The following is a 24,480-nucleotide window of genomic DNA, read 5'->3' as shown; positions in this document are numbered from 1 at the left end:
GGTCGCCACCGGGGGGGTCGACCCGGCCCGTCTCGCCCCGCTGATCGCGGCGGCACGCTCCGCCTTGCCGAAGGCGGAGCTGCTCGCCGGGCCTGTCGGCGGCGGATCGGTGCGCGCGCTACGGCAGGCCGGCGTCGACCGGCTCGTTACCGCCTTCGGCTGGTGGGATCTCTCCGCGCCCTGGCTGCTCGACGAGCTGGAAGCGGCGCGCGGGCTGCTGCCCGTCGCCGCCGAGTTCCGGCGCGAGCAGCTCCACGGATCGGACGAGCCGGCACGGATCGCGCGGCTCCTGTCGGTCGCGGCGGCGCTGTCCGACACGCTGATCGTGCCCGCGTCGGTGTTCGCGGACGCCAGCCTGGTCCAGCGCGTGCGGACGATCGGGCAGGCGGCGCTCGGCTACCGCGGCGCTGTTCGGCGGTTGAGCGATCCTCAGGCGGGCGTCACCGTCCTGCTGCGCGGCGACACGGGCGATCTGCGTGCGGCGACAGCCGCGACGCTGCTGCTCGTCAACCGCGCCGACGAGCCCGTCGACGCGCCTGACGCCGCGTCGCTGCTCGCCGTCGCAGGCGTCGGCCTGCGCGCGATCGCGCGGGCAGGCGGGCGCGGCGATCCGTTCGTGCCGCTCGGCCCCGGCGAGGTTCGGCTGCTGACGGCGCGCGTCGCGCGGCCGATCGCGTCGGCCGTCAAGCCCGGCGGCAAGGCCGCGCGCGCCTTTGCCGAGGAGTGCCCGCGGATCGTCGTGGAGCAGGTGGCGCCGTCCGTCTCGGGCGGTGCGTTCGCGGTCAAGCGCGTCGTCGGCGAGACCGTCGAGGTGGAGGCGCTGGTCTACGCCGACGGGCACGAGCAGCTCGCCGCCGAGCTGCTGTGGCGTGCCTATGACGACAAGGGTTGGACGGCGGTGCCGCTGACGTTCGAGGGCAATGACCTATGGACGGCGAGCTTCACGCCGACGCGGATGGGCCGGCATGAATTCGTGGTCGAGGCGTGGCTCGATCGCTTCGGCGGGTTCCGGCGCGATTTCGCCAAGAAGCTGGAGGCGGGCGTCGCGCAGCCCGTCGACTATATGGAAGGCCGCGCGCTCGTCGCCGAGGCCGCCGCCCGTGCCGGCGCGCTCGCCGACTGGCCGGCGCGGCTAGAGGCGGCGGGCGACGGCGAGGAGGGAACGGCGCTCCTCCTATCGCCCGAACTCGCGAGTGCGATGGCGGTGGCGGACGATCGGCGGCATCGCACACGCTCCTCGGTGCAGCTCCTCGATGCCGAGCGGCTGGAGGCGCGCTTCTCCTCCTGGTACGAGCTGTTCCCGCGTTCCATGTCGGGCACAAAGGACCGCCACGGCACCTTCCGCGACGTGATCAACCATCTGCCGCGCGTGCGCGACATGGGCTTCGACACGCTCTACTTCCCGCCGATCCACCCGATCGGCACCGCCAATCGCAAGGGCCCGAACAACACGCTGACGCCGGCCGAGGGCGATCCCGGCAGCCCCTATGCGATCGGATCGGCGGACGGCGGCCACGACGCCATCCATCCGGAACTCGGCACATTCGAGGATTTCCGCGCGCTGATCGCCGCCGCCCGCGCCGAGGGGCTGGAGATCGCGATCGACTTTGCGATCCAGTGCTCGCCCGATCACCCGTGGCTAAAGGAGCATCCCGGCTGGTTCGCGTGGCGGCCCGATGGCTCGATGAAATATGCCGAGAACCCACCCAAGAAGTATCAGGACATCGTCAACGTCGATTTCTACGCGCCCGACGCGGTGCCGGCGCTGTGGTGCGCGCTGCGCGACATCGTGCTGCTGTGGGCGCGCGAGGGCATCCGCACCTTCCGCGTCGACAATCCGCACACCAAGCCGTTGCCCTTCTGGCAGTGGATGATCGGCGAGGTGCGCCGCCAATATCCCGACGCGATCTTCCTGGCCGAGGCCTTCACGCGACCGGCGATGATGTACCGCCTCGCCAAGATCGGCTTTTCGCAGAGCTATACCTATTTCACCTGGCGCGACGACAAGGCGGAGCTGATCGAGTATATCGAGGAGCTGACGACGACCGCTCCGCGCGAGTTCTACCGCCCGCACTTCTTCGTCAACACGCCCGACATCAATCCCGTCTATCTCCAGACCTCGGGCCGCCCCGGCTTCCGCGTGCGCGCGGTGCTGGCCGCGACGCTCAGCGGCCTTTTCGGCGTCTATTCGGGCTTTGAGCTGTGCGAGGCGGCGCCGCTGCCCGGCAAGGAGGAGTATCTCGACAGCGAGAAGTACGAGCTGCGCCCGCGCGACTGGAACGCGCCCGGCAACATCGTTGCCGACATCACGCTGCTCAACCGCCTGCGCCGCGCCAACCCCGCGCTCCAGACGCACCTCAACACGCGCTTTTACAGCGCCACCAACGATGCCATCATCTACTACGGCAAGCCCGAGCCCTCCGGCACGGGCATGATTCTCGTCATGGTCAACCTCGATCCGCACAACGCGCGCGAGTGCGAGTTCGACGTGCCTCTGTGGGAGTTCGGCCTGCCCGACGAGGGCTCGGTGTCCGTGGAGGATATGGCGCGCGGCTACCGCTTCGACTGGCACGGCAAGCGCCAGTTCATCCGGCTCGACCCAGACGAGCCGTACCGCATATGGCGCATCGCGCCTAAGGAGAACCCTGCATGACGGACCCGTCCGACACGATGTGGTACAAGGACGCCGTCATCTATCAGGTCCACGTCAAGTCGTTCTTCGACGCCAACAACGACGGCATTGGCGACTTCGACGGGCTGATGGCAAAGCTGGACTATATCTCCGATCTCGGCGTCAACGTCGTCTGGTTGTTGCCCTTCTACCCCTCGCCACGTCGCGACGACGGCTACGACATCGCCGAGTATCGCGACGTCTCGCCCGATTACGGCACGATGGAGAGCGTGCGCGCCTTCATCGCCGCCGCGCACGAGCGCGGCATCCGCGTCATCACCGAACTCGTCATCAATCACACCTCGGACCAGCATCCCTGGTTCCAGGCGGCGAGGCGCGCCCCCGCCGGCAGTCCGGAGCGCGACTTCTACGTGTGGTCCGACGACGACCAGCTCTACTCGGGCACGCGGATCATTTTCTGCGACACCGAGAAGTCGAATTGGTCGTGGGATGAAGAGGCCAAGGCCTATTACTGGCATCGCTTCTATTCGCATCAGCCGGACTTGAACTTCGACAATCCGGCGGTGATCGCCGAGGTGCTGTCGGTCATGGACTTCTGGTGCGAGGCCGGCGTCGACGGGCTCCGCCTCGACGCCATCCCCTACCTCATCGAGCGCGACGGCACGTCGAACGAGAACCTGCCCGAGACGCACGTCGTGCTGAAGCAGGTGCGCGCGCACCTCGACGCCAAGTGGCCCGACAAGATGCTGCTCGCCGAGGCCAATATGTGGCCCGAGGACACGCAGCAATATTTCGGTGGCGCCGGAGACGGCGGGGCGGGCGACGAGTGCCACATGGCGTTCCACTTCCCGCTGATGCCGCGCATGTACATGGCGGTGGCGCAGGAGGATCGCTTCCCGATTACCGACATCATGCGCCAGACGCCGGACATTCCGGAAAACTGCCAGTGGGCGATCTTCCTGCGCAACCATGACGAGCTGACGCTCGAGATGGTGACGGACAGCGAGCGCGATTACCTCTGGAACACGTACGCGTCGGACAAGCGCGCGCGCATCAACCTCGGCATCCGCAGGCGCCTCGCGCCGCTGATGGAGCGGGACCGCAGGCGCATCGAGCTGATGAACGCGCTGCTGCTCTCGATGCCGGGCACGCCGGTGCTCTATTATGGCGACGAGATCGGGATGGGCGACAATGTCTATCTCGGCGATCGCGACGGCGTGCGCACGCCGATGCAATGGTCGATGGACCGGAACGGCGGCTTCTCGAAGGCGGACCCCGCCTCGCTCACGCTGCCGCCGATCATGGACCCGCTTTACGGCTTCCAGACGATCAACGTCGAGGCGCAGGAAAGGGATCGGCATTCCCCGCTCAATTGGGTGAAGCGGATGCTCGCGGTGCGCGGACAGCACCAGGCGTTCGGGCGCGGCACGCAGCGCTTCCTGAAGCCCGCCAACCGCCGCATCCTCGCCTACTTGCGCGAGCATGACGGCGATCGCATCCTGTGCGTTGCCAACCTGTCGCGCACCGCGCAGGCGGTCGAACTCGATCTCCACGAGTTCGAGGGCGACGTGCCCGTAGAGATGACGGGCGGCGCGGCCTTCCCGGCGATCGGCCAGCTTCCCTACCTGCTCACCTTGCCGCCCTACGGCTTCCTGTGGTTCAAGCTCTGCGAGGATGTGATGGCACCCGACTGGTCCAGCGGGGCGCCCGGCGCCGAGATCGAGCGCTATACCTTCGTGCTGCGCCCCGAGCTTGCCGACGTGGCGCTCGGCGCCAATCGCGGCGTCCTGGAGCACGACATCCTCCCGCCCTACGTCGCGCAGCGCCGCTGGTTCGGCGCGAAGGACGAGGCGATCCGCTCCGCCCGGCTCGCGTGGAGCGCGGAGCTGCCCGGCACGCGCGACCTGCTGCTCGCCGCGATCGAGGTGGAGACCGAGAAGACGACGGCGCGCTACGCGCTGCCGCTCGGCATCGTGTGGGAGGGCGAGCAGCCCGGCCGCTTCGCGCCTGCGCTGGCGCTGGCGCGCGTACGGCGTGGCCGTAATGTCGGCCTGCTGACCGACGGCTTCGCGGTCGAGGCCTTCTCGAAGGCGGTGGTCCACGCGATGACCGAGGGCGCCAGCTTTCCGGTAGGCGAGGGCGCGGCGCTCAGCTTCTCCTCCTTCCCCGGCTTCGACGTCGATCCCGACGAGCCGCCGCAGTGGCTGTCGGCCGAGCAATCCAACAGCACGCTGGTGCTGGGCGACAGCGCGGTTATAAAGCTGCTGCGCAAGATCGCGCCCGGCATCCATCCCGAGATCGAGATGGTCCGCCACTTGACCGATGGCGGCTTCGAGAGCGTGCCGCCGATGCTGGGCCAGGCGGTGCTGGAGGAGGGCGACAGCAGGAGCGTGATGATGCTCGCCCAGGCCTTCGTCCATAACCAGGGCGATGGCTGGGAGTGGACGCTGGGCGTGCTGGAGCGGCTCGCCACCGATGTGGAAGGCAGCTTCGCCAACTACGAGAACTTCGCCTGCCGGCTGGGATCGCGCCTGGCCGAGATGCACGCCGTGCTGGCGAGGCCCAGCGATGATCCCGCTTTCGCGCCCGAGACGATGACGCGCGAGGATGCCGACGCGCTGGGCGAGCGAGTCGCGGCCGGACTCGATCGCGCGATCGGGCAGATCAAGGCGTCCGGCATCGACGACGATAATGCGCGCTTCCTCGTCGAGCACGCCGCCGCCATCGCCGCGCACGTCCGCACCGCCGCGCAAGAGGCTGAAGGCGAGAAGCGCACCCGCATCCACGGCGACCTCCATCTCGGCCAGATGCTCGTCACGGGATCGGACGTGATGCTGATTGACTTCGAGGGCGAGCCCGCCAAGCCGCTGGAGGAGCGCCGCGCCAAGGATCTGCCGGCGCGCGACGTCGCCGGCGTGCTGCGTTCCTTCGATTATGCGAGCGCCGTCGCGCTGTCGCAGCGGCCCGCGGGCGCGGACACGGAGGAGGCGCGCACCGACGAGCGCTATGCCGAGTTCCGCAGCCGCGCGGCGCGCCGCTTCCTGGCCGGTTACACGGGCGAGGACGAGCCGGAGGTGGGCGCGTTGCTGGAACTCTATCTGATCGAGAAGGCGGCCTACGAGATCGGCTACGAAGCCGCGAACCGGCCGGATTGGCTTGGCGTGCCGGTGGCGGGGCTGGCGCGCGTGGCGCGGATGCTGATCGAGGAGGGCGCGGGCGCCTAGGCTGAGCGCGCTTGCGGATCGTGCAAGCGCGCACCCGATCTAAGGCATTGTTTTGCCGATGTCGGAAGCTTAGGGGCGGCCCCGTGAAGCTGCCTCGCGCATTTCGCTCTCCAAAGCCTCTCGCGATCGCTTCGCTTCTCGCGCTATCCGGTTGCGGCCAGATTCTCGATCCCGCCGGGCCGATCGGCGCGGGCGAGCGCACGATCCTGCTCGACAGCCTGGCGATCATGCTGTGCATCATCGTGCCGGTGATCGTGCTGACGCTGGGCTTCGCCTGGTGGTATCGCGAGGGCAACGCGCGCGCGACGTACCGGCCGGATTTCGTCTACTCGGGACGGATCGAACTCGTCGTCTGGGCGATCCCGCTGCTCACCATCATGTTCCTGGGCGGCATCGCCTGGATCGGCAGCCACGATCTCGATCCGCCCAAGCCGATCGAGGCGAAGGCGGCGACGATGGACGTCCAGGTCGTCTCGCTCGACTGGAAGTGGCTGTTCATCTATCCTGGGCAGGGCGTGGCGAGCGTCAATCACCTCGTCGTCCCCGCCGGCGTGCCGGTGCGCTTCCACATCACCTCGGCGTCGGTGATGAACGCCTTCTTCGTGCCGCGACTGGGATCGATGATCTACGCCATGAACGGCATGGAGACGAAGCTCAACCTGATGGCGGACAGGCCCGGGCGCTTCCTCGGCCTCTCCTCGCACTTCTCGGGCGACGGCTTCCCCGGAATGCGGTTCGACGTCGACGCGGTGCCGCAGGCGCGCTTCGGCCGGTGGGTGCGCCAAGCGAAGGGCGCCGGCCCCGTGCTTGATCGCGCCGGCTACGACGCGCTCGCCCGGCAGAGTTCGGACGAGCCGCAGCGCACCTACGCCGCCGTCCAGCCCGGTCTCTTCGACGCGATCGTCGCGCAGCGCATCCCGCCCGCCGCAGGGCCCACCACCGGACAAGGAGGGCCGGGCGTCTCGCCGCGCCCCCAAGGCTCGATATGAACCTCTTCGGCAAGCTCACATGGGACGCCGTCCCCTGGCACAATCCCATCGATCTCGTCGCCTCCGGCGGGATGATCGTCGCCGTCCTCGCGCTGCTCGGCTGGGTGACAAAGAAGGGCTGGTGGCCGTATCTGTGGGGCGAGTGGCTGACCAGCGTCGACCACAAGCGCATCGGCGTCATGTACTGCCTGCTCGCCGGCGTGATGCTGCTGCGCGGCTTCGTCGACGCGCTGATGATGCGTGCGCAGCAGGCGGTGGCGTTCCACGCGCCGGGCTACCTGCCGCCGGAGCATTACGATCAGATTTTCTCCGCGCACGGCACGATCATGATCTTCTTCGTGTCGATGCCGTTCGTGATCGGGCTGATGAACTTCGTCATGCCGCTGCAGCTCGGCGTACGCGACGTCGCCTTCCCGACGCTCAACTCGGTGAGCTTCTGGCTCACCGCCACGGGCGCGCTGCTCGTCAACATCGCGCTCGTCGTCGGGGAGTTCGCGCGCACCGGCTGGCTGCCCTATCCGCCACTCAGCGAACTCGCCTACTCGCCGGGCGTCGGCGTCGACTATTATCTCTGGGCGTTGCAGATATCGGGCATCGGCACGCTGATGTCCGGCATCAATCTCGTCACCACCGTGCTCAAGATGCGCGCGCCTGGCATGAGCTACCTCAGGATGCCGGTGTTCTGCTGGACGACGCTCGCGTCCAACCTGCTGATCGTCGCGGCCTTCCCAATCCTCACCGCGACGCTCGCGATGCTGATCCTCGACCGTTATCTCGGCTTCCACTTCTTCTCGAACGATGCCGGCGGCAACATGATGATGTTCATGAACCTCATCTGGGCCTGGGGGCACCCGGAGGTCTACATCCTCATCCTGCCCGCCTTCGGCGTGTTCTCCGAGGTGATCTCCACCTTTTCGGGCAAGCCGCTGTTCGGCTATCGCTCGATGGTGCTCGCAACGATGGCGATATGCCTGCTGTCGTTCATGGTGTGGCTGCACCACTTCTTCACGATGGGGGCGGGGGCCGACGTTAACGGCTTCTTCGGCATCACCACGATGATCATCGCGGTGCCCACCGGCGTGAAGATCTTCAACTGGCTGTTCACCATGTACGGCGGCCGCGTGCGCTTCACGACGCCGATGCTGTGGGCGCTGGGGTTCATTTGCACCTTCGTGATCGGCGGCATGACGGGCGTGCTGCTGGCGGTGCCGCCCGCCGACTTCGTGCTGCACAACTCGCTGTTCCTGGTGGCGCATTTCCACAATGTCATCATCGGCGGCGTGCTGTTCGGTGCGTTCGCGGGCTACACCTATTGGTTCCCCAAGGCGTTCGGCTTCACGCTGGACGAGGCGTGGGGCCACCGCGCCTTCTGGTGCTGGCTGATCGGCTTCTACGTCGCGTTCATGCCGCTCTACGCGCTCGGGCTGGACGGCATGACGCGGCGGATGCAGCATTACGACGTGCCCGGTTGGCATCCGTGGCTGATGGTGGCGGCCGGCGGCGCGCTGATCGTGGCATGCGGCATCGCCTGCCAGCTCATCCAGCTCGTCGTGTCGATCCGCACCCGCGACCAACGCCGCGACGTCACCGGCGATCCCTGGGACGGCCGCAGCCTGGAGTGGGCGACGCCGTCGCCGCCGCCGTCCTTCAACTTCGCGATCATGCCGCGCGTTGAGGACGAGGAGGCTTATTGGGGCATCAAGCAGGCCGCCATCGAGACGCAAAGCATGGGGGACGAGCCCGACTACGCGCCGATCCACATGCCCCGCAATTCGGCCACCGGCTTTGTCTGCGCCTTCTTCGCCACCTTGGTCGGCTTCGCGCTGATCTGGTACATCTGGTGGCTGGCGATCGCGGGGCTGATCGGCGCGTTCGCGACCTTCGTCGCCTTCGCCTGGCGCGATCACGACGAGTATGAAATCCCGGCGGAGGAGGTCGCGCGCGTCGACCGCGAGCGCCGGCAGGCGCGCGCCGAGTGGATACGCCGCAATTTGGCACCCGAGGAGCGGCCGGCATGAGCACCGGCACCTTCGAGGGACTGCCCGCCAGCCGCGAGTATCAGCGCCAGCGGCAGGGGCGCGATCCCAACCGCGTCGGCCATCGCGGCCACGGCCCCGGCCACCACGACGAGGCGACCGGCCACGGCGAGAGCGGCCCGGCATCGAAGCGCGTCATCACCGGCTATGGCTTCTGGATCTTCCTGCTCTCCGACATCATCATGTTCTCGGCGCTGTTCGCCTCCTACGCGGTGCTCGCCAAGGCCACCGCAGGCGGGCCGTCGGGCCGCGACATCTTCGATCTGCGCAACGTCGCGGTGGAGACGGGCCTGCTGCTCGCCTCCTCCTTCGCCGCCGGCATGAGCCAGATCGCGGCCGACCAGAAGAACATGCTGTGGACGCAGGCCGCGCTGCTCGTCACGGGGTTGCTCGGCGCGGGCTTCCTGCTGCTCGAACTCCTCGAATTCGTCGATCTGGTGAGCCGCGGCTTCGGGCCGTCGCGCTCGGCCTTTCTGTCCGCCTTCTTCACGCTCGTCGGCTGCCACGGCCTCCACGTCGGCTGCGGGCTGCTGTGGCTCGGCACTATGATGGCGCAGATCTGGGCCAAGGGCTTCCGCGACAGCATCATGCGCCGGCTGCTGTGCTTCAACCTGTTCTGGCACGCGCTCGACATCATCTGGGTCGCGGTCTTCACGATCGTCTACCTCATGGGAGCGGGCGCGTGAGTTCGAACCACCACTCGGCGTCCGAGCATAGCCGCCACGATCTCGCGCCCGGCGAGGAGCAGAAGGGGGGCAGCGGCATCGCCAAGGGCGTGCGCGGCTACCTGGTCGGGCTGGCCTTCGCGGCCGGGCTGACGGTGGCGTCGTTCGTGGTGGCGGGCTCCACCAGGTTCATCTACGCGCCCGGCGTGCCCGTCGCGCTGCTCGTGCTGGCGGTGGCGCAGATGGGCGTCCACCTCGCCTTCTTCCTCCACATCACCACCGGCCCGGACAACACCAACAACGTGCTCGCGCTCGCCTTCGGCACGCTGATCGTCGCGTTGGTGGTGGTGGGATCGTTGTGGATCATGGCGAACCTGAACGCCAACATGATGCCGATGGACGCGATGATGCCGGCCGGTGGCATGGCCCAGAGCGGCCCGACCGGCGGCGCGACCGTTCCCGGCGCCTCGCCGAGCCCGGTGACGCCGCCGCCCGCCGCGCGCTGACGCGCGTTCAGCCCGGATGGGCGGCGCGCCACGCCTTTACCGCCGCCAGCGTCTTGTCGACGTGGCCGGCGGCATCGAGCGCCGTGTAGGCAAAGACGATCTTGCCGTCGGGCGCGATCACGAACGACGTGCGGTTGGACCGCGCGAGCACCGGCAGCTTGACGTCGTAGGCGGCGATCGTCTGCTTCGACGCCGATCCCACCGCGAACTTGCTGCGGCAATCCGAGACCGAGAAGCGGTTGAGCGTGTCGATCGGATCGGCGGACATGCCGATCACCGTCGCGCCGAGCTTCGCGAACTCGGGCGTCGCCTCGGCAAAATCATGCGCCTCGACGGTGCAGCCGCTGGTGAAGGCGGCGGGGTAGAAATAGAGCACCACCGGCCCGTTCCTGAGCGCGTTCGACAGGCGGAAGGGGAAGGGTTTACCCGCGAGGCTAGCCTGCGTGGCAATATCGGGCGCCTTCGCGCCGACCGGCAGCGCGGCGGAGGCGGAGACGCCGGCGGCGAGCGCGAGGGCGGCGGACAGCGGGACGAGACGGATCATCGGCTAGGCTCCTTTCCGACGGAGCCTAGAGCATGATGCCGCGTCGATGAAGCGCTTCCCGTCAAGCAGGGTGGCCGCACCGGCTGTTGCCGGGTAGCGCGACACGATGATCCTTCCCGCCGGCTGCTCACCACCATCGCGAACCGCGACGGCGGTGCGCGAGCATCGGGTTTGCTTTGGGCATCGTCGCCGGAAAGCGATCAGGAAATCTTATTCCGGCGTGGTGGGCGCCCCGACATTGGCGGAAACGGCGTCGATCACCTCGACGCCAGGATCGATCGCGGTCGGAGCCGCCGGCGACGGCGGGATCACCACGGCAGGCGGCGGGACGCGCGGCTTGCGGCCTTCGAGCGTGGCGGCCATCGCCTGGTCCAACCTATAGGGATCGCCGACGTCCTTCAGCGAGCCGTCAGCGCTGCGCACTAGCGTAAGGTACACGATGTCGGCGCGCCAGGCGCGCGCGGGCGCGAAGCCGCGCGTCTGGACCGACGCCATCGCCGCGTCGTAGCGCGCCTGATTGGCGACGATCGAGCGGCCGAGCGTCGCGATATCCTGCACGCGCACGCAGCCGTGACTGAAGGTGCGGACCTCCGCGCCGAACAGCGAGCGGCTGGGCGTATCGTGGAAGTAGATCGCCAGCCGGTTGGGGAATTCAATCTTCACCTTGCCCAGCGCGTTGCCTGCGCCTGGTTTCTGCCGGACCCTGAGCGTTCCGTCGGGACGTCGAGAGAAGATGTATTTCGCGGACGGTTTCAGGTGCGACCGGCGGACGATGCTGGCGGGCACGATCCAGTCGGGATTGACGATCACCTGGCGGACAGGCGCGGAGAGCACCGGCGTCGGCATGTCGGTGGCGCCGATCACCGCGCGGTAGCTGTTGGCGGTCTGGCCGTCCCGCGTCACCTCCAGTCGGTAGGTGGGCAGGTTGATGGTCAGGCGGTCGGGTGCGGTGCCGAAGTCGCGCGGCAGCCAGCGGTGCCGCTCCATATTGGCTTTGATCCGATCGCGCCGCTGCCAATCCTCTTCTGGCGTCGCGCTTAGCGCATCGCGCAGCGCGCGGTAGTCGGCATCGTCGGGCAGCAGCCCCGTGAGCCAGGTGTCGAGCCGCTGGTCCTCGCGCGCCGCGACGATCAGCCGCCGCATCGTCGCGGCATCCGGTCCCGCATAGTCGATATACCAGTTGAAGCGATGCCGGTTGCGGATGCGGCCAGCGGCATAATCGTGGGCGAGCGCCAGCGCGGCGGCATCGGCTATAGCGTCGACCGGCTTGCCGGTTTGCCGGGCGGCGAGTGCGCCGCGGAGCTCGCCTGCGCGATAGTCGCCCGCGCGTAGCCCGTTGGCGTCGGCGCGCACGATCGCGCTGAGCAGGTCGGAGAGTTGCGCCTGCGTCCAGGGCGGCGATGGCGGCGGGGAAGGGCGCGCGGGCTCCGCCACCTGCCCGACCGCGGGGAGGGGAACGTCGGCCGGGCGATGCCCGATCCAGGCGATCGCGACGGCGGCGACGAGGACGACGAGCAGGATTGCCGCCCGCCCGCGCCCGCTTGCCCTGCCGCCGCCTGCCTCCGAAACCCGCCCCACCCGCGCTTCCTGTCGCAAGCCCTGCGCGCCCGCAAGTCCGCTCGCTAGAACGCGGGCGGGAACGCGGGCGGCGGTTCCCCTGTTCACGAGCCGATCGGCGACGGAGATGGCCATGAGCGACGCGAACACGCAGGCGGCGGCAGTACCCGGCGCGCATTCGAGCAGCCCGTGGCGGATGCCGGGCGCTGCCTGGAAGGACGTGCTGGTGCGCACTTGGACGCAGGCCGCCGAGGATAATATCAGTTTGGCGGCCGCCGGCGTTGCCTTCTACGGCTTCACGGCGATGGTGCCGCTGCTCGGCGCGACCGTGCTGATCTACGGCATCCTCGCCGATCCGAGCACCGTCTTGAAGGACATGAACAGCCTGACGACGGTCATGCCCAAGGATGCCGCGAAGCTGATCGGCGAGCAGCTGATGGGCGTCGTCAAGACATCGTCGGGTAAAAAGGGCTTCGGGCTGATCCTCGCCATCCTGATCGCGCTTTACGGCGCGCGCAGCGCAGCGGCGGCGGTCGTCACCGGGCTCAACATCGCGTACGAGGAGAAGGAGCGGCGATCCTTCCTGCGTGTGACGGCGCTCACCTTTGCGATCACCGGCGCGACGGTGGCGGTGGCGATCGTGGCGACGATCGCGATCACCGCGGTCGGCAACCTCAACGACATCTTGCCCCATTTGCCGCAGCCCGTTCTCCTCGTCGGCAAGCTCGCCTCCTACGTGCTGCTGGTGGCGGCGGGTGCCGCCGGGGCGGCGACGCTCTATCGCTACGGGCCCGATCGGGTGAAGGCGAAGTGGGTGTGGATCACGCCGGGATCGACGATCGCGGCGACGATCTGGATGCTGCTGACCATCGTGTTCGGCATCTACGTCGCCAATTTCGGCAGCTACGATGCGACCTACGGGTCGCTCGGCGCGGTGGTGGTGTTCCTCACCTGGCTTTACCTCACCAGCTACGTCCTGCTGCTCGGCGCCGAGCTCAACTCGGAAATGGAGCGGCAGACGCACGTCGACACCACCGAGGGGCCCGATCGGCCACCAGGACAGCGCGGTTCGGCCGTCGCCGATTATGTGCTGAAGCCTGAGGAGCGGCGCGGCGTCGACGACGCTCCGCGGTCCGCGCCGCTCGCCGAGGACAAGGGTGACGGGCGCGGAAGCATGGCTTTAGGCGTGCTGCGTGCCGGCATGCTGCCGGGGCTCGTGGCGTCGGCCGGGTTGTCCGGCATCCGTCGTGGGCGCTCGCCTGCTACAGGATTCGGCCTGCTACTCGCGGGCGGGTTGCTCGCGCTCCTGCGCCGGAAGCCGTACCAGGACGACGAGGAACGGGTTTGATCACGGGCGACCGAGCGGTGCTGAAGGGCAACATGGAGGCGTCCACATCCGCGTCGGCTTGGTCGCCGCCGTGGAAGGCTGCGGGCGGTTCGCGCGGACGCGGGCAGGATCCCTCGTCCGGTCGCCGGATCGTGGACCACCGGCCGACCGTCCTGTCCCGCCACCGCGACGTCGCCCGGCTGGCGGCGCGGTTCCACCGTCGGGGGCGCCGCGTCTTGCCCGTTTGCTTCGGTCTCGACGACGGGCATGTCACGACCTCCTTCGGATTCGCCGTCGTGCGCGGGCGCGGCTGAACCCGCGTGGAGTCCGTCCGAGCTGACGCAGGCGATTGGAGCGAAGCGGAGCCGGCACCGGCACGCCGGATCCAGCTTTTCGTCAATCCCAGGGCGGGAACCTGGCGGCTGCGGCGCGTCGCCGCGCTGAGGCGGGCGTTCGAGGCCCAGGGTGCGACCGTTCTCGTCGCACCGAGCCATGGCGGCCCGCTCGCGATCGCGGAAACGGTCGATCATGTCTGCGCCGTGGGCGGCGACGGCACCGTCCGCCACGTCGCCGCCGCCGTCGCGCGGGCGAGCCGGCCGCTGTCGATGAGCGTCTACCCGCTCGGAACCGTCAACCTGCTCGCGCGAGAGTGCGGCTACCTGCACGATCCCGTCGCGTTCGCGCGCCGCGTGACCGCGACGCCACCCAAGCGAACGCATTACGCCGCCGCGATCGGCGACGTCCCGGTACTCACCTGCGCCAGCGTCGGACCCGATAGCCGCGCGGTTGAGCGCGTCTCGCCGTGGCTCAAGCGGCTGATCGGCCGCGCCGCCTATATCGTCGCGTTCTGCGGGCTGCTCGCGCGCTGGCCGCGCTCGTCGCTGCGCGTCGTCGCAGACGGGCGGAACGTGTGCTGCGAGGCGGTCTACGTCGCCAAGGGTCGGTTCTTCGCCGGACGCTGGAGCTTCGCGCCGGCCGCTGCCGTCGACGATCCGCTGCTGCACGTCGTGGCGTTGGAACGCGCCAGCCGCTTGACGATGCTGCGCTTCGCCTGGGCGTTGCTGCGCGGGCGCGTTCCGCGCGACGCGACCTGCTTCACCTGCTCGGCCCTGACGATCGAGGGCGCGGAGCGGTTCGCGGTACAGGCCGATGGCGACATCGTGGCGCGGCTGCCCGTGGAGATCGGCGTCGGGCTCGGGACCATTGCGTTCTGCTGATCAAGTGAGAGCCCGGCCGCAGCCTGCTCGGTTCGGCATCGGCCTCTCGTCGCGCGGATTGGACAGGATGGGTGCGTGCCTGCTTAATCGCGCCTTGCGTAGGTCCATGCTCCTCGTGCTGATGCTTTCCGCCAGCGTCCACGCCGCGCCGACGCCGTCCGATGCTGTCAATCCGATGATCGGCACCGCCGGCGAGGGGCATACATTCCCGGGCGCGACCGCTCCGTTCGGCATGGTGCAGCTTTCGCCCGACACCGACACCAGCTGCGTGATCCGCGCCTGCTACGGCCACGCCGCCGGCTACCGCTACGAGGATCCGACGATCCAGGGGTTCAGCCACACCCACTTCTCAGGCGCCGGCCACTCCGATCTTGGCGACGTGCTGGTGATGCCGCAGGCAGGCGCCATGGTGCGCCTCGATCCGGGTGATCCCAAGCGTCCCGGCTCGGGCTACCGGTCGCGCTTCGATCACGCTCGGGAGGTAGCGTATCCCGGCTACTACGCCGTTACGCTGATCGACGGCGGCGTGCGCGCCGAGCTCACCGCCGGCACGCGCGTCGGCGTGCATCGCTACGCCTTCGCGGTTGGGCAGGCGGCGCACCTCATCGTCGATCTGCGCTCCTCGCTCTACGACTATCCGGGCAAGATCCTGTGGTCCGGGCTCCACCTGCGGCCCGACGGCACCGTCACCGGCTTCCGCGAGACGCGCGGCTGGGCGCCGGGTCGCAAGCTCTACTTCGCGATGCGCTTCTCCGCGCCGCTCACCGGCCACGCCTTTGTCGATCGCGACGCGGCGGTGCCGTACAAGGGCTTCCAGGGGCCGGGCCGGGGCAGTGATGCAGTGGCGGAGAAGCTGGGCCGCGCGCTGGAAGCGCGGCTCGACTTCGGCACGCTCAAGGCGCCGCTGGAGGTCAGGGTGGCGCTGTCGGGGGTGGACGAGGACGGCGCCGTCGCCAATCTCGATGCGGAGCCGGGCGGCTTCGACGCCGTGCGCGCGGGTACCGCCGCCGCATGGGCGCAGGCGCTAGGCGCGATCGACATCCAGGCGCCTGCGCCGATCCGGCGGAGCGTCTACACCGCGCTCTACCACGCGCTGCTCGCGCCGAGCGTTTGGAGCGACGCCGACGGCCGCTATCGCGGGCCCGACGATCAGGTGCATCGGGCGGACGGCTTCACCTTCCGCTCCACCTTCTCGCTGTGGGACACGTTCCGCGCCGAGCACCCGCTGCTGACGCTCGTCCAACCCGAGCGGACCACCAGCGACGTCGTGCGCTCGCTGATCGAGAGCCGCCGCTTCAGCCCGGACGGCATCCTGCCGGTGTGGCAATATGCCGGCCGCGAGACATGGACAATGATTGGCTACCATGCGGCGCCTGTGATCGCCGACGCCTATCTCAAGGGCCTGCGCGGCTTCGATGCCGACGCCGCACTCGACGCCATGGTGGCGAGCGCCAGCTATGCGGCCTATGGCGGCCTCGGCGAGTATATGCGGCGCGGCTACGTGCCGATCGACAAGGAACCGGAGGCGGCGTCCAAGACGGTCGAGTACGCCTATGACGATTGGACGATCGCGCGCATGGCTCGCGCGATGGGCCGCACCGCGATCGCCGATCGCTTTGAGAAGCGCGCCGGCAACTGGCGTAACAGCTTCGACGCGGCGGGCGGCTGGGTACGCGCGAGGCTGTCGAGCGGTGCCTTCCGCAAACCGTTCGATCCAACCGCGATCAACTATGGATCAGACTATACCGAGGGTAATGCGTGGCAATATAGCTGGTTCATGCCGCAGGATCAGGCCGGGCTGATCCGACTGCTGGGCGGCGACGCCAAGGCCGTGGCCAAGCTCGACGCGATGTTCGACTTCGACGTTTCGAAGCTGGACTATAGTCACGCGGAGGACATCGCCGGCCTCATTGGGCAGTACATTCACGGCAACGAGCCGAGCCATCATGTCGCCTATCTCTACGATTACGCTGGCGCGCCGTGGCGCACGCAGGAACGGCTCACGCAGATCGTTGCGTCGCAGTATAAGCCACGCCCCGACGGGCTCGTCGGGAACGACGATCTCGGACAGATGTCGGCGTGGCTGGTGTTCACGGTGCTGGGTTTCTATCCCGTCGCGCCGGGATCGAACCAATATGTCATCGGCCGGCCGTTTGTGGAGCGCGCCGCGCTGAACTTGCCGAGCGGCAGGCGTTTCGTGGTCGTCGCCGATCGCCTGTCGCCCGCGAACCGCTACGTCGGCGCGGTGACGCTGAACGGCGTGGCGCTCGATCGCAGCTACGTCACCGACGCGGAGATCCGCGCAGGCGGTGAGCTGCGCTTCACCATGGCGGCGGTGCCGAATAAGGTCTGGGCAAGCGATCGGACGGCGCGCCCCTTCTCGATGAGCGGCGACTGATCTCAGGCGATCGCGGGCATTCGCGCGAGCAGCTTGTCAAGGCGCAGCGGATAGTCGCGCACGCGCACGCCGCAGGGGTTATAGATCGCGTTAGCCACCGACGCGCCGACTCCGTAGATGCCCAGCTCGCCGACGCCGCGCGCCTTCAGCGGCGAGGACTTGTCTCGGCGCACTGCACGGCGACGCGCTGGCGGCGGCATACGCCTCGGCCGACGTGCTCGTCTTCCCGAGCCGGACGGACACGTTCGGGCTGGTGATGATCGAGGCGCTCGCCTCCGGCGTGCCGGTGGCGGCGCTGCCGGTACCAGGGCCGCTCGACATCGTCGGCCGCGACGGCCGAGGGCGGCAGGGGTGGCCGATCGGCGCGCTCGACGACGATCTCGCCGCCGCGATACGCAGTGCGCTCGGCGCCTCCCGGTCCGCTTGCGTCGCGGAAGCTTCGCGCTACGAGTGGGGCAGCTGCGTGGACCAGTTCCTACGCGGCCTGGCACACTACCGCGCCTACGATCTCACGGCCTGATCCCGAGGCAACCCGTCGCGGACCGAGGTGGAGCGCGATCGCGGGCGCAAGTGGGTCCGGCCGGGTTCCGCGAAGAAGCCGCTCGATCTCGCCACCACCTCGAAGTTTCCGCTCGCGAGGGCAGCTCGGCGTCGGGGCAGCTCGCTCGTCGGCTTGAGGCTCATGCACGTCTCGAACGCCTGGTCCGCCGCCTCCACCTTGCCCATCAGGCCGAGCATGTCGCCCAGGATGTGCCACTCGGACCAGCTATAGGGCGAGACGCGGATGAGCGCCCGCTGGACCTCGACCGCGACATCGCCGTCGCCGATCGCCAGCGCGGCGTCGCGCGATACCCAGAGCCATTCCGGCTCGCCGCGTCGCACGCCCCGCCGCGCGAGAAGTCGGAGCAGGCCCGGTCCCGCGCGTCGGGCGGCGAGTGCTGCAAGATCGGTGCTCCACGCTCGCGGCGCCTGAACGGTGATCGCAGACAGCCAGGCGGCCTCCTCCTCGGGCGCCAAGGGAGTCTTCGTCGCCAGCCGCAGCAGCGCCGGCAGATCATGCGGAGCCGTAACCAGTCGGGGCAGGTTGGCGAACAGCGATCCCATTCCGCTCGCATCGAGCGTCATGACCCTCGTCGCGAGACTCGCGTCCGCTTGTTCCACTTCCTCGAATGCAATCGCGAGACGATGGAGACGACGTAGCGTGACGAGGCGCGCGAGGATGGCGCCGTCGACGGCGGCGTGGCTCGATGGTCTCGGCAGCGTCCAGCCGTCGCACGCGTCGAGCACCCGCCGCAGGACCGTGGCGGCGCTCTCCCGCCCACCTTCAAGCAGTTCGCGGACCGGACCGACGATCGCCACCGACGTCGCTACGATCTTCTCAAGCGGCATCTGCCCCCGCGCACGCGGGCTCGCCGCGTCCTCGACGGGCCGATCGTCGATCGTCAACGACGGCCATTCGGACAGGAGCGTCCGCAGCCCGGAGATCGCGCGATCGAGTATCGGCTCCTGCGCCAGTCCCGCCGTTAAAGGGGGCGGTGCACGCCACAGGCCGGTGCGGTTCGCCGTGTCCTGCCATCCCGGCACGCGGCGCGACGACGGGCCCTGCTCCAGCGCTGCCGCGCCGAAGAGCAGCAGCGCGCCTTCGCCGTCTCCTGCGGCGAGCGCGAGATCGGCAAGATCGAGGATATCCTGGAGCGGCGTCTCGCCGTCCTGCAGCAGCGCCAGCCTGCGCAGTGCGGCATCGATCAAACCGTGGCTCAGGTCTTGGATCGACATCAGCGCGGCTCGGCCGCCGCGACGAGGCGCCTCTCTGGTGACGGCTCGTCCGCCGCACTTGCCGCGAGCGTCCTCGCGATCGCCTCCATCACCTCGGCGGGCGTGATCGCGCGCAGGCAGACGAATCCCGCGCCGCACTCCTCGGGATCGTAGTGGATCAGGCAGCCCGCGCATGGAACCTTGCGCGAGACGATGGTGCCGCCGCTCTCCTGCCCCCACTCGTTCCAGTTGTTGCGCGCCATGTGGATGCTGACGACGGGTGCGCCGCGAAGCGAGGCGAGATGCTTTGGCCCGGAGTCATTGCCGACGAAGACAGCGCAGTCGGCGAGGAGCGCGTCGAACCCGTCGAAGGACAGCCGCGCGGGCAGGAGGTGGAAACGCTCGGAACGGTCCAGCGCCTCGGGCAGCGGGGCCGGCGTCGCCTCGTCGCGCAGCATCGCCACGTCGAGGTCGGTCTCGCGCAGGATCGTCTCGACCAAGGCATCGAAGTGCGGCCAGCGGCTGAAGGCCAGACGCGCGCCGTCGTGGATCACCGCATAGCGGCGGCCCGGCCGCAGGCCGAGCGCGGCCAGCGCCTGCGCCGTCGGCCGCGTACGGGGCTGAATGTTGGGCTCGCTCCTCGCGAGCGCCGCCAGCCACTCCATCATGCCGAGCAGCTTGTTAGTGTGGGGCACCATCTCGTGCCCGTTGCGGGGATCGTGGGTGTTGCCCTCCAGGTCGAGGTCCAGGCCGGGGAAGTCGTCACCGGCCCGGAAGCCGTAGAGGAAGCGGGCACCGCTCAGCATGAGCACCCGGCGCGCCCATGCATTCTCGGACAGGTCGATGGCCATGTCGAAGCGGTGGGCGGCCAGCAGCTCGGCCAAGCGACGCTGCTCGTCGAGCGGCATCACCCGTCGGCGCTGCTCGTAATCCTCCGGGAAGTCGGTGGTGAGCACCTCGTCGAAGAGTGAGAGGTCGCGGGCGAGCTCCGCATTGGCGTTGCTGACGAGGCCGACGATGCGCGCGTCGGGGAACAGGCCGCGCAGGCGGCGCAAGGCGGGCACCGAGACGACCATGTCGCCGAGCTGATCCACGCGCTGGACGAGGATACTCCGCGGCGGCTCGGCGAGCAGGGCGCGCCGCGCGGAGCGAATCTGCGAGGGGCGCTCGTTGATCTGCTGCGCTACGGAACGCGGATCGGCGGCATCGACGTCGACGATGCCGTCGACGCGCGGATCGTCCGCTTCGAAGCGCGACGGCTGAATGACGATCGTCTCGTGGTGCGAGTGCCGCCGGTAGCGCGCGTCGGTGACGCGGATGTCGAGATCGTGGCGTCCCGGCGGCTCGTCGCTGAAATCGATCCAGGCATTGAAGACGTATTTGCGGAGTTCCGGCCTCTCGTTCTCGCGCTTCAGTTCGTAGCCGCCATCGACGCCGCCACGATGCCGGGCTACGCCGTTCAGCAGGACGACCACCTCGACGAGGGGAGTCGCGGAGATGCAGAAGCCGCGGACCGCCTCCACGCCACGGAACGTCTTGATCGTGCCCCAGGCCGTCCTCTCGACGCGTCCGAAGCCGCGAAGCTCGATGCCTTCGCGATGGGGATGCATCAGCTCCGCGACCGAACGCGGGAGCAGATCCCGTTGCAGGCTGAAGCGACGGGAGGCGTCGAGCAACGCCGCCTCCGATCCGACGTCCTGCTCCATGCCGTCCTCGGCTTCGGGACCCGCCCTCTCGATCTCGCCTGCGCCGAGGCGGGCCAGTTCATGGCGAGGCTCGGCCCAGTCGGGGCGTAACTGGATGGCGCGGCGGTAGGCAACCAGCGCGTCCTCGCGTCGGCCGGCTACCTTGTGGAAATGGCCGATCTGTAGCGCCAGCTCGGGATTGCCCGGCATGGCGCGTTCCGCCTGCCGATAATGCGAGTGGGCGCGCGCAATGTCGCCGCCTTCCTTGAACATGTGCCCGGCCTGCACGTGGAGGTCGGCGCGATCCGGGCGCAGCCGCAGCGCCTCCTCATACAGTGCGGCCGCCTCCAAGAAGCGGCGGGCGTCGCGATGATCGTCGGCACGACGCACGAGCCCGCGCGCGAGGCTGCGCGTCGACACCAGCCGGGGGAGACCGCCCGCCACGTTCAGACGGCCGATGCGGCGATGCCGCCGTTCGCGAGCACGGCGTCGAAGACCTCCGCCACCTTGATGTCGCGGATGCAGGTGAAATCCTGTCCGCATTCTTCGGGATCGTGGAACAGCGCGCAGCCGGCGCACGGCACCCGCCGGCTGATGATGACCCCGCCGCGCTCCTGCCCCCATTCCTGCCAGTTGATGCGCGCCGTGAAGAGCGTGACGGCGGGCACGCCGCGAAAGGAGGCGAGGTGCTTCGGGCCGGAGTCGTTGCCGACCAGGACGGTGGCGAACGAGACGAAGGCGTCGAAATCGTCGAAGTCCAGCCTGTGATCGATGAGGATGAAGCGCGGATGGTCGAGAAGCCGCTCGGGAAGCCCGGCGCGCGCGGCGTGATCGTCGACCATCATGACGACCTTCACCCCGGTGCGGTCGAGCAGCTCGGCCGCGAGTTCAGGGAAGTGCGGCCAGCGCGAGAACTCGATCCTGGCGCCCGTGTGCAGGAGCACGTACCGGTCGCCTTCCCCGATCCCGAAGCGCCTCAGTCGCGCGCGGTCGAGATCGTCGCGCCGATGCGTTTCGAAGCTGTCGCGCAACACCGCGCCGAGCGTCTCGATCAGCGCCAGCGTCTTGGCGGAATGCGGCACCCAATCGAGCCGGTTGCGGCGATCGTGGGTGTTCAGCCCGAACTCGGCCGTCAGCCAGGGCCAGTCCCCGCCGCCGACGCCGTAGAGGAAGGGCGCGCCCGAAAGGAGGAGCAGGGGTCTCGAAACATCAGACTGCGAGAGGTCGATCGCCATGTCAAAGCGATACGGCTCCAGGCGGCGTCGCAACTCCTCCTGCTGGTCGAGCGGCATCACGCGACGCCGCTCTCCCTTGTCGTCGGGGAAGTCGGCAACGAGCACCTCGTCGAGCAGGCCCGTGGTGCGCGCGATATCGGCGTTGGCGGCCGTGAACAGCCCGATCAGGCGGGCGCCCGGCAGGATCTCGCGCAGCCGCCGGATCGCCGCCGCGGACGAGACGACGTCGCCGAGCTGGTCCGTCCGCATCACCAGCACCGTCCGCGGCGGGCTCGGCAAGGTCGTCCGCGCGGCGGGGCGCACGGCGCTCGGTAAGCCGCGGATGCGGGCGGCGAGGGTTCGGGGATCGGGATCGCTTACCGGAACCTCGGCATCCGAGCCGCCATCTTCCTGGTGCGAGAATGTTGCGATGACGACAAGCTGACGGACGTGATGCACATGCCCCTCGCTGTCGATGCAGCGCACCTCGGCATCGTAGCGCCCCGCAGCATAGCCCGAGAAATCGAGCCATATGTTGAAGACGTATTTGAGCACGCGTCGTTTGTCGCGCTCGTGTGCGAGCTCATATCCCCCCCTCGGCAGACCGCGATAAATCGCGATCCCGTCGAGCAGGATCTGCAAGTCGACGATCGGGTGCGGCGAGATGCAGAAGCCGCGGATCGCCTCCACGCCGCTCAGCGTGCTGGCGTTTCCCCAGGGGCCGTGCGCGGGACGCCCGAGCCGGCGTACCTCAAGGCCGATGCCATGCTCGTGGAGCAGCGCGTCGGGCGAGCGCGGTGCAAGCGTCGGCACGAGGCGAGCGACATCGCTTGGCCGAAGGCCCTCCGGCAGGTCGAACATGCCTGATCCGGCCTCGTGGTTCTCATCAAGCGAAGCCTTCGGGTCGACGCTCGCGCGCGAAGCCAGGATCCGGTCCAGTGCCTCGATCTCCCGCCGTGGCTCGGCCCAGCCGGGCTTGAGCTGCAAGGCTCGCGCGTAAGATGCCGATGCCTCCGCCGGCCGGCCGGCCGCCCTGTAGAAGTGGCCAAGCTGGAGTGCTAGCTTCGGATCGCGGGGCGCGACCTCCAGCGCCGATCCGTAGGCCCGCTCGGCCGCCTCCATCTGGTTGGCCTCCTGGAGCATCTCGCCATGTCGAAGGTGCAGCTGCCTCAGGCCGGGCGCGATCCTCACCGCCTCGCCATAGAGCGTGGCCGCCTCGGCAAAGCGCCGCTCGTCCCGCGCGACGTCCGCCCGGCGCATGATATGCTCGAGAACGCGACCGCGACGGGATAGCCCGCCGATGAACGACCGCCAATGATTGAGAGGCATAGGGACGCGGAACCTGAGTGCGTGCCGCACCTAGCGACGGGGCGCTCCGCTCGTCAATCATGCGATCCGTCGTCATGACCATCCGACCGACTTCCGTCACGGTGGCGAGGACAAATCGCTTACCCGTAGTGCCGGCGAGGGTGGCGACGGGCCGATCCGACCACCGTCTTTGTGACGGTGACGGGCGAGCCGTAGCTCGTCATCTTGTAGAGCCGCTTGGCAAACGCCATCGGCAGCCGGATGCAGCCGTGCGAGGCGGGGTAGCCGGGTAGATGCCCGGCGTGGAGCGCGATACCGGACGCGGTCAGCCTCTCCATATATGGCATTGGCGCGTTGCTATATCGGTTGGAGCGGTGGAACACCTGCTTCTCGGTGATGTGGAAGACGCCGGCCGGAGTGGCGTGGCCCGGTTTACCTGTCGAGACTGGCGACGTCGCCACGAGCACGTTGTCTTTATAGGCGAAGAGCCGCTGCTGGGGCAGGCTGACGACGACGTGGACCAACCCCCTCCTGAGGCCGGGTGGGGGCGGCGCCATGATCTCCATGCGTGCGACGCTCAGGTCGTACGGGAGGGCAGGTGGTGGCGGGCCGCAATTGGCAGCGACCGGCTGGATGCAAGGATCGTTCATCGCCAGATCGGCCACATCGTAGGGCAGCGTCGGCCGACGCGAGCAGCCGGGGAGGGCGAGGACGAGAAGGGCGGCTGGAAAGGCGCCGCGCAGCAGTGGCGAGCCGAGGATCGAGGAATCGTGCATGAGCCTGCCACCGCGAGGACGTGCTCGCGGGAGAGCGAGGATGCGGCGAGTAGCAGAGGGCGATCGGCATCGAGAGCTGCCTCTCAGGCGGATTGTCCACCGATGGCACGCTGGCGCGTGAGATGATGACCCCGCACCCGCTTGGCGCTCAAGGCGCGTTTGTCCGTAGGTATCGATTGCCGACAGATGACAGCGTTGCGCGTGCGCGCTACCCGCGCGGCGTGTCCGCCGTGAAGTGCCTCCTGTCGCATCGTCCGCTCGCGATCCTGCTCTGCGCGGCGACGCTGCTGCTGAAGCTGCTGGTGCCGACAGGGTATATGATCGGCAGCGAGCATGGCCGCCTCACGATCGAGCTCTGCTCCGGCTTGGCCTCTCCGGCGATGGCGGCGGACATGCCGGAGATGCGCGGCGACATGCCCGATCACGGCAGGTCGAAGGACCATGGCAAGGCGGAGATGCCCTGCGCCTTCGCGGCTCTGTCCGCCGCGTCGCTGGGCGCGATCGATCCCGTCCAGCTCGCCGCGCTATCCGCCTTCATCCTGGACGTGGGGCTGCGCCCCGCGACGTGGACGGCACCGTGCCGGCGAGCGCAGCTGCGCCCGCCGCTGAGAGGGCCGCCGGCCTTCCTTTGATCGATCGACCGCCGC

At 68.8% G+C, this 24,480-nt stretch carries 19 protein-coding genes; 12 read left to right on the top strand and 7 right to left on the bottom strand.

The window, feature by feature from the left end:
• The 6 genes from ACOFKX_RS17190 to cyoD all read left to right on the top strand — a co-directional run.
• On the top strand, positions 1 to 2,653 hold a 2,653-nt coding region (locus ACOFKX_RS17190), incomplete at its 5' end, for an alpha-1,4-glucan--maltose-1-phosphate maltosyltransferase (protein WP_419828263.1).
• Positions 2,650 to 5,856 (top strand): maltose alpha-D-glucosyltransferase, encoded by a 3,207-nt coding sequence (treS, locus tag ACOFKX_RS17185; RefSeq protein WP_419828262.1) that lies wholly within the window; start codon positions 2,650 to 2,652, stop codon positions 5,854 to 5,856. The genes ACOFKX_RS17190 and treS, both read left to right, overlap by 4 nt.
• A gap of 83 nt (positions 5,857 to 5,939) precedes the next feature.
• Positions 5,940 to 6,845 carry a ubiquinol oxidase subunit II gene (gene cyoA / locus ACOFKX_RS17180; RefSeq protein ID WP_419828261.1) on the top strand — a complete coding sequence of 302 codons (906 nt, stop codon included), beginning with the start codon at positions 5,940 to 5,942 and terminating at the stop codon, positions 6,843 to 6,845.
• Positions 6,842 to 8,863, top strand: a complete 2,022-nt coding sequence (cyoB, locus tag ACOFKX_RS17175; RefSeq protein WP_419828260.1) for a cytochrome o ubiquinol oxidase subunit I — start codon at positions 6,842 to 6,844, stop codon at positions 8,861 to 8,863. Before cyoA ends, cyoB begins: the two co-directional genes overlap by 4 nt.
• Positions 8,860 to 9,567 (top strand): cytochrome o ubiquinol oxidase subunit III, encoded by a 708-nt coding sequence (gene cyoC, locus ACOFKX_RS17170; protein WP_419828259.1) that lies wholly within the window; start codon positions 8,860 to 8,862, stop codon positions 9,565 to 9,567. The genes cyoB and cyoC overlap by 4 nt, the downstream gene beginning before the upstream one ends.
• Entirely contained in the window at positions 9,564 to 10,052 is a 489-nt protein-coding gene (cyoD, locus tag ACOFKX_RS17165) for a cytochrome o ubiquinol oxidase subunit IV (protein WP_419828258.1), read from the top strand. The genes cyoC and cyoD overlap by 4 nt, the downstream gene beginning before the upstream one ends.
• A 7-nt stretch (positions 10,053 to 10,059) precedes the next feature.
• Here the strand turns inward: cyoD and ACOFKX_RS17160 are convergent, their stop codons facing one another.
• Positions 10,060 to 10,596 (bottom strand): peroxiredoxin, encoded by a 537-nt coding sequence (locus ACOFKX_RS17160; RefSeq protein ID WP_419828257.1) that lies wholly within the window; start codon positions 10,594 to 10,596, stop codon positions 10,060 to 10,062.
• 210 nt (positions 10,597 to 10,806) lie between these two features.
• Complete coding sequence (locus ACOFKX_RS17155) at positions 10,807 to 12,288, bottom strand: L,D-transpeptidase family protein (RefSeq protein WP_419828256.1); 1,482 nt, start codon at positions 12,286 to 12,288, stop codon at positions 10,807 to 10,809.
• On the opposite strand from ACOFKX_RS17155, the gene ACOFKX_RS17150 reads away from it, so the two are divergent.
• The 4 genes from ACOFKX_RS17150 to ACOFKX_RS17135 all read left to right on the top strand — a co-directional run bounded on the left by ACOFKX_RS17150 (position 12,287) and on the right by ACOFKX_RS17135 (position 17,095).
• Positions 12,287 to 13,501, top strand: coding sequence for a YihY/virulence factor BrkB family protein (locus ACOFKX_RS17150; RefSeq protein WP_419828255.1), 1,215 nt, complete (start codon positions 12,287 to 12,289; stop codon positions 13,499 to 13,501). The genes ACOFKX_RS17155 and ACOFKX_RS17150 overlap by 2 nt on opposite strands.
• Positions 13,498 to 13,794: a hypothetical protein gene (locus tag ACOFKX_RS17145; protein WP_419828254.1), complete on the top strand. Its 297-nt coding sequence runs from the start codon at positions 13,498 to 13,500 to the stop codon at positions 13,792 to 13,794. The genes ACOFKX_RS17150 and ACOFKX_RS17145 overlap by 4 nt, the downstream gene beginning before the upstream one ends.
• A gap of 6 nt (positions 13,795 to 13,800) precedes the next feature.
• Positions 13,801 to 14,697 carry a diacylglycerol/lipid kinase family protein gene (locus tag ACOFKX_RS17140; protein WP_419828253.1) on the top strand — a complete coding sequence of 299 codons (897 nt, stop codon included), beginning with the start codon at positions 13,801 to 13,803 and terminating at the stop codon, positions 14,695 to 14,697.
• 106 nt (positions 14,698 to 14,803) lie between these two features.
• Positions 14,804 to 17,095, top strand: coding sequence for a GH92 family glycosyl hydrolase (locus ACOFKX_RS17135; protein ID WP_419828252.1), 2,292 nt, complete (start codon positions 14,804 to 14,806; stop codon positions 17,093 to 17,095).
• A 2-nt stretch (positions 17,096 to 17,097) separates the two neighbouring features.
• Here ACOFKX_RS17135 and ACOFKX_RS17130 read toward each other — a convergent pair whose 3' ends face one another.
• Positions 17,098 to 17,268 carry a hypothetical protein gene (locus ACOFKX_RS17130; protein ID WP_419828307.1) on the bottom strand — a complete coding sequence of 57 codons (171 nt, stop codon included), beginning with the start codon at positions 17,266 to 17,268 and terminating at the stop codon, positions 17,098 to 17,100.
• Here ACOFKX_RS17130 and ACOFKX_RS17125 point away from each other — a divergent pair.
• Positions 17,268 to 17,615, top strand: a complete 348-nt coding sequence (locus tag ACOFKX_RS17125) for a glycosyltransferase (RefSeq protein ID WP_419828302.1) — start codon at positions 17,268 to 17,270, stop codon at positions 17,613 to 17,615. The genes ACOFKX_RS17130 and ACOFKX_RS17125 overlap by 1 nt on opposite strands.
• Here the strand turns inward: ACOFKX_RS17125 and ACOFKX_RS17120 are convergent.
• The 4 genes from ACOFKX_RS17120 to ACOFKX_RS17105 form a co-directional block, all read right to left on the bottom strand.
• Positions 17,597 to 18,871 carry a hypothetical protein gene (locus ACOFKX_RS17120; RefSeq protein WP_419828251.1) on the bottom strand — a complete coding sequence of 425 codons (1,275 nt, stop codon included), beginning with the start codon at positions 18,869 to 18,871 and terminating at the stop codon, positions 17,597 to 17,599. The two genes, ACOFKX_RS17125 and ACOFKX_RS17120, sit on opposite strands and share 19 nt — an antisense overlap.
• A complete protein-coding gene (locus ACOFKX_RS17115; RefSeq protein WP_419828250.1) occupies positions 18,871 to 20,979 on the bottom strand; it encodes a glycosyltransferase family 9 protein in 2,109 nt (702 codons plus the stop codon). The genes ACOFKX_RS17120 and ACOFKX_RS17115 overlap by 1 nt, the downstream gene beginning before the upstream one ends.
• A 2-nt stretch (positions 20,980 to 20,981) precedes the next feature.
• Positions 20,982 to 23,009: a glycosyltransferase family 9 protein gene (locus ACOFKX_RS17110; protein WP_419828249.1), complete on the bottom strand. Its 2,028-nt coding sequence runs from the start codon at positions 23,007 to 23,009 to the stop codon at positions 20,982 to 20,984.
• Positions 23,010 to 23,197: 188 nt separating this feature from the next.
• The gene (locus ACOFKX_RS17105) at positions 23,198 to 23,833 is read right to left on the bottom strand and encodes a L,D-transpeptidase family protein (protein ID WP_419828248.1); all 636 of its coding nucleotides are present in this window, start codon (positions 23,831 to 23,833) and stop codon (positions 23,198 to 23,200) included.
• 230 nt (positions 23,834 to 24,063) lie between these two features.
• Between ACOFKX_RS17105 and ACOFKX_RS17100 the strand changes: the two genes are divergently transcribed.
• Positions 24,064 to 24,465, top strand: a complete 402-nt coding sequence (locus ACOFKX_RS17100; RefSeq protein WP_419828247.1) for a hypothetical protein — start codon at positions 24,064 to 24,066, stop codon at positions 24,463 to 24,465.
• Positions 24,466 to 24,480: the final 15 nt, after the last annotated feature.

It is taken from the genome of Sphingomonas sp. (genome assembly GCF_965200105.1).
Taxonomy (GTDB): Bacteria; Pseudomonadota; Alphaproteobacteria; order Sphingomonadales; family Sphingomonadaceae; genus Solisphingomonas.
The sequence above is the reverse complement of the archived record's forward strand: the minus strand, read 5'-3'. Positions and strand labels throughout refer to the sequence as shown.

Excerpts from the sequence above, each read along its gene's own strand:
- treS (WP_419828262.1), top strand. The coding sequence starts at position 2,650 with ATGACGGACCCGTCCGACACGATGTGGTACAAGGACGCCGTCATCTAT.
- cyoB (WP_419828260.1), top strand. The coding sequence starts at position 6,842 with ATGAACCTCTTCGGCAAGCTCACATGGGACGCCGTCCCCTGGCACAAT.
- cyoC (WP_419828259.1), top strand. The coding sequence starts at position 8,860 with ATGAGCACCGGCACCTTCGAGGGACTGCCCGCCAGCCGCGAGTATCAG.
- ACOFKX_RS17160 (WP_419828257.1), bottom strand. The coding sequence starts at position 10,596 with ATGATCCGTCTCGTCCCGCTGTCCGCCGCCCTCGCGCTCGCCGCCGGC.
- ACOFKX_RS17150 (WP_419828255.1), top strand. The coding sequence starts at position 12,287 with ATGAGCGACGCGAACACGCAGGCGGCGGCAGTACCCGGCGCGCATTCG.
- ACOFKX_RS17155 (WP_419828256.1), bottom strand. The coding sequence starts at position 12,288 with ATGGCCATCTCCGTCGCCGATCGGCTCGTGAACAGGGGAACCGCCGCC.
- ACOFKX_RS17135 (WP_419828252.1), top strand. The coding sequence starts at position 14,804 with ATGCTCCTCGTGCTGATGCTTTCCGCCAGCGTCCACGCCGCGCCGACG.
- ACOFKX_RS17120 (WP_419828251.1), bottom strand. The coding sequence starts at position 18,871 with ATGTCGATCCAAGACCTGAGCCACGGTTTGATCGATGCCGCACTGCGC.
- ACOFKX_RS17110 (WP_419828249.1), bottom strand. The coding sequence starts at position 23,009 with ATGCGCCGGGCGGACGTCGCGCGGGACGAGCGGCGCTTTGCCGAGGCG.
- ACOFKX_RS17105 (WP_419828248.1), bottom strand. The coding sequence starts at position 23,833 with ATGCACGATTCCTCGATCCTCGGCTCGCCACTGCTGCGCGGCGCCTTT.